Origin of the sequence: Parabacteroides sp. PFB2-10 (assembly GCF_029893085.1) — a bacterium.
Taxonomy (GTDB): Bacteria; Bacteroidota; Bacteroidia; order Bacteroidales; family Tannerellaceae; genus QVMG01.
On record NZ_JARXWI010000012.1, the window covers coordinates 69,896 to 83,330 of the forward strand.

Consider the following 13,435-nt stretch of genomic DNA (forward strand, 5'->3'; position numbering starts at 1 on the left):
ATCTGTTTTCGGACAAAAAATCGAATAAAAATTATGGAAAGTTAATTTATAAAACGATATTTGTTCCTTTCAAATCGTTTCATAGGAAACGACTGTTGCGCTAAATCAATGTGTATGAAGAAAAAACTTCTTTTTTTGCCGACAGCTGTTATGTGTATTGTCGGCTCAGTAAACGCCCAAACGACCATTACTCAACCCATTTCGGAGGAGACTATTTTGGCCTATCAACAAGAAGTGGGCGATTTTGCAATTCCTTACAACGGGAAAGAGGAAACAGCCTATTATTTAAATCTGACCAACCACCCGTATTGGCAAAGTTCCGAATTTAAGACAGGTGATTTATGGTACAATCAGACGCTTTACAAACAGGTCTTCATGCGCTTAAACATACACCGGGATGAACTGGTGGTGCAAATGCCGGGTAAACCGTTTAATGTTGTACTTGAAAAAGAGAAGTTCAACCGGGCAGTCCTGCATGGTCAAACCATTATTCCGTTGCAGGTGGGTCTTCTGGAGAATGCACCTTCCGGCAACTATAATATATTGCTGCACGATGGGACATTTCCTATCATCAAGAGCTACTCCGTTTCGTTAGAAGAAAAGATTGTCGACCGGGTACTTGAGCACTCTTTCCGTATTAACGAAAAAATCCATCTCTGTAAAGAGGGGATCTGTTATCCGATTGCCAATAAACGCTCTCTACTTCAACTGTTCCCCGACAAGAAAAAGGAGCTGGAGACATATATTAAACAACACAAACTGAAGTTTAATAAAAAAAAGCGGGAGGAAGCGATTGTGCAAGTTGTAAACTATTATGAAACTATGCTGTAATGAAAACATCACCTATTTTAGCGATACTATTACTCTCTTTCTTTTGGATGAACGGCCAGGCACAACAAAAGATCAGTATTCATGCGACGAATATGGAGCCGGAGAGGTTATTTCAAACGATAGAACAACAAAGTGGATATATGATCTATTGCAATCTGGCCGAGATGGATTCACTTCTACTTTCTGTCGATATGACAGAGGCTTTTCCGGAAGATATTCTGAAAAAAGCATTCGAAGCGACTGAATACAAGATATCCTCCTATGGAGATAAATACCTGTTTGTCTTAAAAAACAGAGAATTGATTACAGAATTGTCGGAAGATTATTTCGACAGAAAAAAAGCGTTCAGTACGACTGGGGACAACTATCTATTAAGTCCGTTAGAACAAAAAGCCACGTCGGAGAATAAACTATATATGATAGGTGACGAACGCGCCACCGATATACCGGAAAAGATACAACTGACCGGTGTAATGACCGATTTTCGAACGGGAGAACCCATCATCGGTGCAGTGATCTATACGGAAAAGACAATGATTGCTGCGACAACGGATGCGTTTGGTTTTTACTCGCTTCAACTGTCTCCCGGCCATCATCGCTTATTGATCCGGGGCATTGGTCTGAAGGATACGCAGCGTCAGGTTGCCATTTATAATAATGGGAAATTGGATATTGAACTGGAAGAAGAGGTCTATTCGCTGAAAGAGGTGATTGTTACCTCCGAACGGCTGGCGCGTGTTCAAAGCACAAAACTGGGCGTAGAAAGGATTCAGATAAAAGATATTAAAAATATTCCAACTGCCTTTGGGGAGGTCGACGTGATCAAGGTGGTGATGATGCTTCCGGGGGTGAAAGCTGTTGGAGAGGCATCCAGCGGTTTTAATGTGCGTGGCGGCTCAACAGATCAAAACCTGATCCTATTCAACGACGGTACGATCTATAACCCGACCCACTTGTTTGGTTTCTTCTCGGCATTCAATCCCGACCTGGTGAAGGAGATCGAATTGTATAAGAGTTCTATTCCGGCGAAGTATGGCGGGCGTATCTCTTCCGTATTGGAAATAAACGGCAGAGAGGGAAACAAGAAAGGGCTTTCAGGGCAGGTAAGCCTTGGATTGCTAACCAGCCGGGCAACTTTTGAAGGACCGATCGGCAAGAAAACCTCATTCATCCTGGGAGGCAGAACCACCTATTCGGACTGGATTCTGAAGAAGCTGCCGGAAAAGAGCGGATATAATAATGGACGCGCGGGATTTTATGATCTGAATGCGATTGTGGATCATAAATTTTCAGAAAACGACAATCTTTATCTGAGCGGATACTACAGCCGCGACCGCTTTAATTTCGATGCGGACGAGCGTTATGCCTATGGTAATATGAACTTTTCTGCCAAGTGGCGTCATATTTATAACGACCGGTTGACAAGTACACTAACCGGAGGATACGATCATTATAGCTACCAGACAGAGACCAACGAAACGCCGACAAACGCTTATCGGTTAGACTTCGGCATAAACCAGGGTTTCTTGAAAATGGATTTCACCTCCTATCTGACAGATAGACATACGTTAGATTACGGACTGAGTGGCATTCTTTATGTGCTTAATCCGGGAAAATACGGGCCGAATGCCGATGAGTCCTTGGTTATATTGGACAAAATGCAGGAGGAGCACGCGTTGGAAACAGCTATTTATCTGGCTGACAGATGGAGCATTACGCCTGAGTTTTCACTCGATTTAGGCGTACGCTATTCTATGTTTAATGCGATGGGACCACGGACTTACAATCTGTATGATTCCGGAAAATTGCCGGATATGTCGACTATCGTAGACACAAAGTCGGTAGAGGGCTGGAAAGCATTCAAAACATACCATGCGCCTGAGTTTCGCTTGTCGGCACGGTATGCGTTCCGCTCGGACTTCTCCGTCAAACTGGGCGCCAATACCTTGCAACAATATATTCATAAGTTATCGAATACGACTATCATGTCGCCGACCGATACCTGGAAATTGAGCGACGAAAACATCCGCCCGCAAAAAGGGTTGCAGGTAGCGGCAGGGATCTACAAGAACTTCTTAGACAATACGATCGAGACATCGATAGAAGGTTATTATAAAACAATGAAAGATTACCTCGACTATCGTAGTGGCGCTCAATTGATTATGAACCATCATATTGAAACAGATGTGATGAATACGCAGGGAAAAGCCTACGGAGTGGAATTGATGGTGAAGAAAACACAGGGGAAATTGAATGGTTGGATCAGCTATGCCTATTCGCGCACCTTATTACGACAGAATGATCCGTTGGTTGAAAAGCCCATAAATAATGGCGACTGGTATCCGGCGGATTATGACAAACCGCATGAATTTAAGTTTGCTGGAAATTACAAATTCACACAGCGTTATAGCGTTTCGCTGAATTGTGATTACAGTACGGGACGTCCGATTACCCTGCCGACCTCTAAGTATCAATATGCAGGAGGGGAATATGCCTATTACTCCGATAGAAATCAATACCGAATACCCGATTTTTTCCGAATGGACTTGTCTATCAATATAGAGCCAAGCCATCATTTAACGCTGCTGACTCACAGTACGATTTCTTTAGGTGTCTACAATCTGACCGGCAGAAAAAATGCTTACTCTGTTTATTATGTAGCTGAAAACGGAAAACTAAAAGGATATAAAATGGCGATATTCGGATCGCCCATTCCTTATGTTTCCTACAATATAAAATTTTAATCGCCCAATTGCCATGAGATTATTATTCAAAAATATACTAACGATCGCTCTCTTTGCGATGTTGTTTGAAGGATGTATTGAACCTTATGAACCGAAAAACATAGAACCTACCACCGGACTTCTGGTGGTAGAAGGTATGTTGCTGGAAAATGCTCCGACAGTAATTAAATTGAGTCGCACGATTCCATTGAGCGAAAAAGCTTATCAACCGGTTGTTGCCGATGTTACTATAGTGAACAAAAAAGGAGAGAGTATACCGGTTGCTGCCTCTAATGAGCATGGAACCTATGTTTTGGATGACGATTTTACTTTTGAAGAGGGAGAACAATATGCCTTAGATATTCGGATCGGATCGGAACATTACCAATCAAGCTTTATAACTCCTGCCCATACGCCGGATATTGATAGCGTAAGTTATGTCTATTCAGAAGCAGACATGGAGGTGAAAATAAATGTAAGCACCCATGACCCGGCCAATAAGCAGCATTATTACCTATGGTCATTCAAAGAGGATTGGGAAGTGAAAGTCGATTATATGGCGACTGCCAGATGGGATCCCGTGCAGAAAACGCTACTTGAAGGCCTGAATTTGCACACATCAAACAATCGGTATTATTGTTGGAATAGTGTTTCATCCAATTCATTCATTCTGGGTAATACGGAACGTTTATCTGATGCGGTGATAAAAAACAAAACTATACATACAATAATAGGAAGAGGATATCGCTTTAGTAGCTTATACAGCATCCTTGTCAAGCAATATGCCATACCCTTGGATGCTTATAATTATTTCCGTAACCTGCAAAGAAATATAGACGAAACAGGAAGCATATTTGCTCCTCAGCCAACAGAAATGGCCGGTAATATTTCTTGTTTAACAAACCCGGACACCCCTGTAATCGGTTTTTTTGCAGCTTCTGCAGAAAAGAATAAACGCTTGTATATACCAGCGAGTGAAGTCCATATGCCACCTCAGATTGATTGTAGTGTACCAGAAGATGTATTCTTTTTTTCTTTTGAGGATGCCTACATTAAAGGGTATGGACTGGAAGTCTATGCGCCACCTATGGAGATCTCCTATGCCCTCTTGCGTTGTGTCGATTGTGTGGCCGCCGGCGGAACAAAAACACGACCTGACTTCTGGCCGAATAATCATTATTGAGAATAAAAACAGATATTATGAAGAAATACAGTATTCTTTTGGTTTTGGTTTTATGGGTAAGTTTTTTATCTGCGGAGACTCGCGAACGGGTTTATCTGCAGACTGACAAACAACTCTATATGGCCGGAGAGTTGTTGTGGATGAAAATGTTTACAACAGATACAGATGGCCGATTACAGAGTTTCAGTAAGATTGGTTATGTGGAATTGCTGACCGATTCGTTGTCAGAAATACAAGTAAAACTGGATATTCAGGAAGGATCAGGCGCCGGATGGTTGGAGCTTCCGCCCATGTTGGCAACGGGTTATTACCGCCTGATCGCGTATACCCGCCATATGCAAAACGAAGGCAATGAAGTTTTCTTTGAAAAGACAATAGGAATTATAAATCCGTATCTGAGAGATGAAAATACGATTGTTGCCGAAGAAGAAAAAGAACCTGAAACAGAAAAGACCGATACAAGATTGATCTCTTCCGGATCATTGTCTACCAATCGCACATCGTATGGCAAACGGGAAAAAGGCGAACTGAAAATAGTCGGTTTACCTGCGGAGAATCTGTCGATGGTCGTATCGATAGCAGGTTTAGATCCATTGTTTAATTCTTCTTTCTCCATATCCGACTGGAAAAAATCTTTGCGAAATATTCCTCGAAACACATTGCGGAAAGAATTCCTGCCGGAATATGAAGGAGCAATCATCGAAGGACGTGTTATAGATCAGGCAACGGGACAGCAGGTTTCGGGCGAATTATTTGCTCCCCTACTCTCTTTTCCCGGAAAAGACATCCAGGTTTATGGAGGCAAGGTAAATGATAAGGGAAATGTATTATTCCACACACATCAGATTACCGGAAAGAAAGAGGTGGCCACAATAACCTCTTCATTCTCTGATAAGAAATATCAAATCGACCTGCTATCTCCTTTTGCCTTGCATACAAAGAAAGAACTGCCTCCTCTGTCTATAAGTCCTCTCTGGCATGATTACCTGGAGGAACGGAGCCTGGGTGTGCAGATTACGGAGGCCTATACGGCCGATTCACTGAGCCGGGTAGATAAACTACCTCCCTATTTCAATTATAAGCCATACAAAGAATATCTCCTGGATGAATATACCCGCTTTCAGTTTATGGAGGATCTGTTTGTTGAATTTATATTGGCCGCCCGTATACGTAAAACAGGAGACACAAAAACCTTTAACATCCTGACAGAAAGAATGGATCGCTTTGCAACAGGGCAAACACTGGTTTTGCTTGATAATATTCCGGTGTTAGACCATCAGTTACTTGTTGACTATAACCCCTTGCATATCCGTAAGGTCGATCTATATTTGGGACGTTATCTGTTTGGCGGGCAGATTTGTGAAGGGATCATTGCTTTTTGGTCGTACAACTACAACTATCCGGGTATTACGTTCGGTGAATCAACCCGGATATTCGATTATGAAGGCACCCAGGCCTATCGTTATTTCTATGCGCCAAAATATGATCAACAAGATGTTTCCACGCGTATGCCCGACTTCCGTCATACTTTGCTTTGGGAACCCTCTCTGCAGAGTGATAAAAGAAAAGAGCTTACATTGCCTTTCTATACCTCCGATGTGCCGGGAACATACCTGATAACGGTAGAGGGAATTAGTAAAGAGGGTACGGTATATACCGCCACACATACCATTGAAGTAGAATAAAGAGACTTTTTTCAGATGAAATAAGGACGTACGGCCTCCGGAAGGAAAAAGCGTACGTCCTTTCCTTTTTGGAAAGATTCGCGGATAAAGGTCGATGAGATCTCTAACAGAGGGGCATCCACCGCTTTGATATGTGGATAGCAATCGGGGATAACCACCTCATAACCCAACCGGGGATAGATTAAAATGGGGAAATTGCTCAGCAAGGCTTCGTATTCTTTCCACTGATGAATATTGACCCAGTTGTCGGCACCTACAATAAAATGAAAAGAGCGATCAGGGTGTTTCTTTTGCAAAGCCCGAAGCGTATCGATCGTATAGGTTGGTCGAGGCAGATGAAATTCAAAATCACTGGCCAAAAAGGCGGGATAGTCTCGCGTAGCGGCTTCTGCCATCTCCAAGCGAAGGGAATCCTCCATCAGTTCACTCCGTTTTTTTAACGGGTTCTGTGGCGTAATAAGAAACCATATCTCATCCAGCTCTTCATACTCACATAGCCAGTTGGCAAGCGCCAAATGTCCGATGTGTATCGGATTGAAAGAGCCGGAAAAGATACCTGTACGAATCATTTGTTTACAAAGTTTTTGATAATACGATAAGCCTCTTCTTGTGCCTGCTTCAAATCATCATTGACTACAACCACATCGAACTGTGGCGCAAAGCTTAATTCAAACTGAGCTTTGGCGATACGGTTTTCGATTGTTTCGGGGCTATCTGTTGCTCTTGATTCCAAGCGACGGCGCAATTCATCGATATGCGGCGGTTGAATAAAGATAGATAATGCCTCGTCGCCGTATTGCTTTTTGATATTACAGCCGCCAACAACATCAACATCAAAGATTACATTATCGCCATTCGATAATATACGCTCTACCTCCCGGCGCAGAGTGCCGTAAAACTTATCCGTATATACCTCTTCGTATTCCAGAAACTCCCCTTTCTCAATCGATAAACGAAAGGCATCCGGGGTCATGAAGTAATACTCCACCCCATGCTTCTCCTCGCCCCGCGGATCGCGGCTGGTTGCTGAGATGGAGAAACGCAAACGAAGCTCCTCGTGTTGAAGCAGGTAGTTAATAATGGTAGACTTACCAGAACCCGAAGGGGCGGAAAATATAATAAGCTTGCCGTTCACTTTAATTAATTAAGAATGATGAATGAATAGTGAAGAATTAGAGGACGTTCAGTATTTGTTCTTTGATTTGTTCCAGTTCGTCTTTCATCTGCACCACAATCTGTTGCATCTCTGCATGATTGCTTTTAGAACCCAATGTATTGATTTCACGTCCTATCTCCTGAGCGATAAAGCCCAGCTTTTTGCCTTGCCCGTTGCCTTCCCGGATGGTTTTCAGGAAGTAGTTCAGGTGATTCCGTAGGCGTGATTTCTCTTCGTTGATATCTAATTTCTCTATATAATAGATCATCTCCTGCTCAAAGCGGTTTTTGTCATAATCTTTTTCCACCACCTTTTCCAGGTTTTCCATGATACGCGCCTTCACCTTTTCGATGCGTTCGCCTTCATACTTCTCCACCTCCACAATCAGTTGACCGATACTACCGATCTTCTTTTCGAACAGCTTGAAAAGCATTTCGCCTTCCTGAATCCGGAATTCCTGCAATTGTCTGATCGCCTCTTTAACGATCTCCTGTATGACTGTCCATTCCGACTCGTCCAGTTCTGCCATATCCGACTTAATGGACTCCGGCAACCGCAGGATCGATTGATACCAATCGCTCGGCTCGGCAATACCCAATGTCTTCGATATCTCCCGGATCTGGTGGTAGTAGCTCTCAACCGCTTGGAAATTGATGCGTGTAGGGATGTCCTTGCCTATGTATTCAATGAAGATATTAAACTCCACCTTCCCTCTTTCCAATGATTGCAGGAGGAGAGAACGCATTTCCATCTCTTTTTCTTTATAAACAGGCGGTATACGTGTCGACAGGTCAAGTTGTTTACTGTTGAGTGCTTTTATTTCTACGGTTACCTTTTTCGATGGGAGTTCGGCTGTAACCTTTCCGAATCCGGTCATGGATTGTATCATGGTGCATAAAATTTATACAAAAATAGGTTATTCTCCTGATAGTTGCGTGCAAAAGCGTTTGTTTTTGTACTTTTGCATCTGCTTTCATAGCATTTGTTTGCTTTCCAAATAAGGTTTTATGATATTACAGATAGAAACATCCACCCAGGTTTGTTCTGTTGCCTTGTCGCACAAGGGGCAACTATTATTTGAAAAGGTTTCCTACGAAGGACCTTCGCACGCTGCATTAGCAGGAAGTTTTGTGGAAGAAGCTTTACAAGAGATGAAGCGGCAACAAGGCCGGTTGGAGGCCGTTGCGGTGAGTAGCGGTCCGGGCTCTTACACCGGCCTACGCATAGGCGTTTCCTTAGCTAAAGGATTGTGTTTTGGGTATGATGTTCCGCTGATTGCTATTCCTACACTTGATATCTTGGCCTATACTGCCATCCATAGCCATGCAACAGACTCCGGTGCCCTCTATTGCGCCATGCTCGATGCCCGCCGGATGGAGGTCTATTCCGCTCTATATGATGCGAAGCTCACACCGGTCGAAACGGTGAAGGCGGAGATTATTACCGCCGAAAGCTATATGGATTACCTGGAAAAGACAGAGGTGTGTTTCTTTGGCAATGGCGCAACAAAATGCCAGAAGATCATTACCTCACCCAAAGCTGTTTTTCTGGATGGCATGGATCCCCTGGCTCTTCATATGATTCCCCTGGCAGAGAAAGCCTTTGCGGAGAAACGATTTGTGGATGTCGCCTACTTCGAACCCTTCTATCTGAAAGAATTCCAGGCAACCATCGCCCGTAATAAGGTATTAGGTGATTTGAAAAAATAAAACCTTTGGGGCTTTATTCTTCCGAATCGTCTTCTTTTATATTGTGGAATACGTTCTGTACGTCTTCGTCTTCTTCCAGTTTTTCCAGCAATTTGTCTAAGGTCTCACGTTGTTCGGGCGTTACCTCCTTATAGTCATTGGGGATACGCACGAATTCCGCACTATTGATCTCGAAGGCATTGTCTTCTAAGTATTTCTGAATGGCCGAGTTTTGAGAGAACTCGCCGGAGATAATGATTTCGCCTTCGTCTTCTTCTACCTCTTCCACACCGAAATCAATCAGTTCAAGCTCCAGCTCTTCCAATTCAACGCCCTCTTTCTTAACCACATGGAAGATCACCTTATGGTCGAAAATAAACTCCAGACTGCCGCTTGTACCCAGTGAACCGCCATGTTTGTTGAAGTAACTGCGCACATTGGCCACCGTACGTGTTGTGTTATCGGTTGCCGTTTCTACAAAAATAGCAATACCAAAAGGACCGTAGCCTTCGTAGTTCATCTCTTTGTAGTCGGTATAGTCCTTAGAGGTCGCCTTTTTGATCGCGCGTTCCACGTTTTCCTTCGGCATATTCTCTTTCTTGGCCTGTTGCATCAACACACGCAGGCGCGGATTACTATCCGGATCAGGCCCGCCGGCTTTGGTGGCCATCGTAATTTCTTTTCCCAGTTTGGTGAATACGCGGGCCATATTGCCCCAACGTTTAAACTTCTTAGCTTTCCGGTATTCAAACGCTCTTCCCATATCTTTTTTTTTAATTATGAATTATGAATGTTGAATTATGAATTATAAATGACAATTGATCGTTGCTTTACGCTTGGCTAAGTGATTTACACTTCGTTCAAATTCATCATTCATAATTCATAATTCATAATTTTCTCAACGTAGTTGTGCTCCCAGTTTCTGTTCCAGATTGGCCTGGATCTTCTTCATGATCGCATCAATTTGTTTGTCGTTCAATGTTTTGTCGACATCCTGCAGGAAGAAACTTACGGCATACGATTTCTTACCCACCGGCAGGTTCTTGCCTTCGTAGACATCAAACAGGGTCACCTCTTTCAATAGCTTGCGCTCGCTCTCATAGGCGATCTTTTCGATTTCGGCAAACAATACCTGTTTGTCGATCAACAACGCCAGGTCTCTCTTTACAGCGGGGTATTTTGAGATCTCAGTATATGACACTTTATGTTTTTTCGTCTCTTTGATCAGGGCATCCCAAAGCAGTTCGGCAAAATAGACTTCGCCATCCAGGTCTCTTCCCTGTGAAAGTTTGGGTTGCACAATACCCAGTGAACCCAACACACGACCTGCGCCGGTGGTGATACTTAACCCCGCGGCATAGATATCATTGGTCAAATTGCCAAAGATCACCTTTTGCACGCCCAGGCGGTTCAGTATATTTTCTACATACGCCTTCAATTCGTAAACAGTCAGCTTCTCATTCGGATGCGCCCAGTTGTTTTCCGTGCGGTTGCCATACAGCCAGATACCCAGACGATAGTCCTCTTTGTAAGCAGCCAGTGCCTTTTCGGGATCTTTCTTTTCCGCGTTGAATTCATAACAGTTGCCGAACTCAAAGAAACGGATATTGCCGTTCCGGCGTTTCGTATTCCGCTCGATGCTATCCATTCCACCGAAAAGCAATGTCTGACGCATCGCATTCAGGTCGGTGCTCAACGGATTGAGCAGCATCACGCAACGGTTTGCCGGATAGGTTTCCAACTCTTCGTAATAGGCCCGCGGCGTAAAGGAGTTGTTCATGATCTCATGGAATCCGCCGCCAACAAGCTGTTCGGATATGAGGTTCTGCAGCTCATAGCTGCGGTCGGTCTCTGTCTTATAGCTCAAGTTCGACTTCACATTATCGCCAAACTCAATATTGTTGTATCCGTAGATACGCAGAATATCTTCGATCACATCCACATCGCGCTGCACGTCGAAACGGTAAACCGGTACTTCGATCGACACGCCTTCGGCTGTTTCGCTAACGATTTTCATCTCTAAGCTCGCCAGGATGCTCTTCACTGTTTCAGCAGGGATCGCTTTACCGATCAGGCTGTTCACCTTAGCATAAGCCAGGTCAACCTTATAAGGTGCTACCGCTACCGGATAGATATCTTGTAATTCGCCGGATATAACTCCTCCGGCTATCTCCTGTATCAACAGAGCAGCTCTCTGCAAAGCGTATATCGTGTTGCCGGCATCCAGTCCTCTTTCGAAGCGGAACGAAGAGTCGGTATTCAAGCCGAAACGACGCGCGGTTTTCCGCACCCATGAGGGGTTAAAGTTGGCCGATTCTAAGAATACATCGGTCGTTGCTTCCGTTACACCCGAATCCAGTCCTCCGAAGACTCCCCCAATACACATGGCTTCTTCGGCGTTGCATATCATCAGATCGTTTTCAGTCAACGTACGTTCCACCTCATCCAGTGTCACGAATTTAGTCCCGGCAGGCATTGTCTTTACGATGACTTTCCCGCCTTTTATCTTATTATAATCGAATGCGTGAAGCGGTTGTCCCATTTCATGCAATACGAAATTCGTAATATCCACCACGTTATTGATCGGGCGCAAGCCAATCAAAGTCAGGCGGTTCTTCAGCCATTCGGGGCTCTCCTTCACAGTTACCCCCTTGATGCTGACACCTGAATAACGAATACAGGCCTCGGTGTTCTCTACCACCACCTCGATAGCCGGCGAAGCATCTTCAATCCGGAAGGCATCGACAGCCGGTTTCTTCAATTCTGAAGGCATTCCATTCTGTTTCAGGTAAGCTGCCAGGTCACGGGCAACGCCAAAATGAGAAGTTGCATCCACCCGGTTGGGGGTGATATCGACCTCTAAGATATATTCACTTTGGATATTATAATAGTCTTTCGCAGGCGTACCCACTACCGCGTCAGCAGGAAGCACGATAATACCGGCATGATCGGTTCCGATGCCGATTTCATCTTCCGCACAGATCATCCCGTTGGACTCGATACCGCGAATCTTCGATCTTTTAATGGTGAAGGATTCCTCCTCTTTGTAGAGCTTCGTGCCGTTGACAGCCACAACCACTTTTTGTCCGGCAGCCACGTTGGAAGCACCGCAAACGATCTGCAACGGTTCCTCTCCGCCGACCGAGACGGTCGTCACACTCAAATGATCGGAATTGGGGTGCGCCTCGCAGGTCAATACCTCCCCGATAAAGAGACCCTCCAAACCGCCTTTGATGGTTTGTACTTCTTCCACACCACCGGTCTCCAGACCGATAGAGGTAAGCGCGTCAGCCACCTCCTCGGGTGACAAATCGAAGGCCAGATAGTCTTTCAGCCAATTATAAGATATATTCATCGCGTTGTAATTTGTTCTAAAAACAGTGTCTTGTTTTGACGCGCAAAAATACAAATTATTACCGAAACAGCCACAACTATCCTATAATTAAAGTGGGAATCATCCTCTCTGATTTTCTTCTCTTGTATTAAGACCACTCCTCTGTCTCCTCCTGCCGACAGTGGTGCGAGGGGATTGGTTAAACGTCCGATTAGTTTAAACGATAAGATACTATATCATAGTATTCATTGTTTCATAGTATTTTACTCATTTCCGGGTATTGCAACTACTAAATATAAAAATTGGTATAAATAATGTAAGGATATATTTTTTCATAACAATATGTATTAGTGAATTCTATAACTAAAGTAAAAAAACAAATATAACTACAATTCGGTAATAATGGCTAAAGAGTAAGCCTGTTCAGATTCTTAACATATGTTAATTGCGCCTCTTTCAACAAAACACTTAAATTACGATTTGTAATTTCGGTAGGAGTTTGCGCGCAAAAAAGCGGGACTTTGGAGACAAACTCCCGGGAGAAACACTTTTTAACGTATGGATTTGTAAGTAAAACAGGCGTTTTGCTTACAATCGCGATTTTAACATTTGGGAGGTTGGCGCGCGAAAATGCACGGTGAGATCTTCAAGTTGGGAAGGAATTGAAGGTTTGCAGAAAGCCCGGAAGGGATTTAACTCCTAATAACCCCCAGTGAAGAGAGCGAAGCGAACGACTGGGAGGTGATAGCGAATGTGGAAACAAACCAACGCCGAAGGTGTTGAATTAAAGGTCGGTCTTAGCCAATTGAACCCTTTTCGGGTTCATGAGATATTA

The 13,435-nt window shown here is 43.9% G+C and carries 10 protein-coding genes; 5 read left to right on the forward strand and 5 right to left on the reverse strand.

All coding sequences use genetic code 11. The features are described 5' to 3' along the window. Positions 1-114 precede the first annotated feature (114 nt). From M2137_RS11205 to M2137_RS11220, 4 genes are read left to right on the forward strand one after another with little or no spacing between them, the layout of a single operon-like run. On the forward strand, positions 115-831 hold the full coding sequence (locus M2137_RS11205) for a hypothetical protein (RefSeq protein ID WP_280766528.1): 717 nt from the start codon (positions 115-117) through the stop codon (positions 829-831). Then, on the forward strand, positions 831-3,575 hold the full coding sequence (locus M2137_RS11210; RefSeq protein ID WP_280766529.1) for a TonB-dependent receptor: 2,745 nt from the start codon (positions 831-833) through the stop codon (positions 3,573-3,575). Before M2137_RS11205 ends, M2137_RS11210 begins: the two co-directional genes overlap by 1 nt. 13 nt (positions 3,576-3,588) lie before the next feature. Then, positions 3,589-4,737 carry a DUF4249 domain-containing protein gene (locus tag M2137_RS11215; RefSeq protein ID WP_280766530.1) on the forward strand — a complete coding sequence of 383 codons (1,149 nt, stop codon included), beginning with the start codon at positions 3,589-3,591 and terminating at the stop codon, positions 4,735-4,737. 17 nt (positions 4,738-4,754) lie between these two features. Beyond that, positions 4,755-6,422 carry a hypothetical protein gene (locus M2137_RS11220; RefSeq protein WP_280766531.1) on the forward strand — a complete coding sequence of 556 codons (1,668 nt, stop codon included), beginning with the start codon at positions 4,755-4,757 and terminating at the stop codon, positions 6,420-6,422. Positions 6,423-6,433: 11 nt separating this feature from the next. Here the strand turns inward: M2137_RS11220 and nadD are convergent, their stop codons facing one another. Genes nadD through M2137_RS11235 form a run of 3 tightly spaced genes read right to left on the reverse strand, consistent with a single transcriptional unit; the run spans position 6,434 to position 8,467 of the window. Continuing rightward, positions 6,434-6,991, reverse strand: coding sequence for a nicotinate (nicotinamide) nucleotide adenylyltransferase (gene nadD, locus M2137_RS11225; protein ID WP_280766532.1), 558 nt, complete (start codon positions 6,989-6,991; stop codon positions 6,434-6,436). Beyond that, positions 6,988-7,557 carry a guanylate kinase gene (gene gmk / locus M2137_RS11230; RefSeq protein WP_280766533.1) on the reverse strand — a complete coding sequence of 190 codons (570 nt, stop codon included), beginning with the start codon at positions 7,555-7,557 and terminating at the stop codon, positions 6,988-6,990. The genes nadD and gmk overlap by 4 nt, the downstream gene beginning before the upstream one ends. Positions 7,558-7,594: 37 nt before the next feature. After that, a complete protein-coding gene (locus tag M2137_RS11235) occupies positions 7,595-8,467 on the reverse strand; it encodes a YicC/YloC family endoribonuclease (RefSeq protein ID WP_280766534.1) in 873 nt (290 codons plus the stop codon). Positions 8,468-8,585: 118 nt separating this feature from the next. Between M2137_RS11235 and tsaB the strand changes: the two genes are divergently transcribed. Further along, entirely contained in the window at positions 8,586-9,287 is a 702-nt protein-coding gene (gene tsaB / locus M2137_RS11240; protein ID WP_280766535.1) for a tRNA (adenosine(37)-N6)-threonylcarbamoyltransferase complex dimerization subunit type 1 TsaB, read from the forward strand. A gap of 13 nt (positions 9,288-9,300) precedes the next feature. Here the strand turns inward: tsaB and M2137_RS11245 are convergent, their stop codons facing one another. Both M2137_RS11245 and pheT read right to left on the reverse strand, forming a co-directional pair. Then, positions 9,301-10,029 (reverse strand): YebC/PmpR family DNA-binding transcriptional regulator, encoded by a 729-nt coding sequence (locus tag M2137_RS11245; RefSeq protein ID WP_280766536.1) that lies wholly within the window; start codon positions 10,027-10,029, stop codon positions 9,301-9,303. 135 nt (positions 10,030-10,164) lie between these two features. Further along, complete coding sequence (gene pheT / locus M2137_RS11250) at positions 10,165-12,621, reverse strand: phenylalanine--tRNA ligase subunit beta (protein ID WP_280766537.1); 2,457 nt, start codon at positions 12,619-12,621, stop codon at positions 10,165-10,167. Between the last annotated feature and the right edge of the window lie 814 nt (positions 12,622-13,435).

Coding starts and splice junctions, on each gene's coding strand:
- M2137_RS11220 (WP_280766531.1), top strand. CDS start 4,755: ATGAAGAAATACAGTATTCTTTTGGTTTTGGTTTTATGGGTAAGTTTT.
- M2137_RS11210 (WP_280766529.1), top strand. CDS start 831: ATGAAAACATCACCTATTTTAGCGATACTATTACTCTCTTTCTTTTGG.
- M2137_RS11245 (WP_280766536.1), bottom strand. CDS start 10,029: ATGGGAAGAGCGTTTGAATACCGGAAAGCTAAGAAGTTTAAACGTTGG.
- nadD (WP_280766532.1), bottom strand. CDS start 6,991: ATGATTCGTACAGGTATCTTTTCCGGCTCTTTCAATCCGATACACATC.
- M2137_RS11215 (WP_280766530.1), top strand. CDS start 3,589: ATGAGATTATTATTCAAAAATATACTAACGATCGCTCTCTTTGCGATG.
- M2137_RS11205 (WP_280766528.1), top strand. CDS start 115: ATGAAGAAAAAACTTCTTTTTTTGCCGACAGCTGTTATGTGTATTGTC.
- M2137_RS11235 (WP_280766534.1), bottom strand. CDS start 8,467: ATGATACAATCCATGACCGGATTCGGAAAGGTTACAGCCGAACTCCCA.
- tsaB (WP_280766535.1), top strand. CDS start 8,586: ATGATATTACAGATAGAAACATCCACCCAGGTTTGTTCTGTTGCCTTG.
- pheT (WP_280766537.1), bottom strand. CDS start 12,621: ATGAATATATCTTATAATTGGCTGAAAGACTATCTGGCCTTCGATTTG.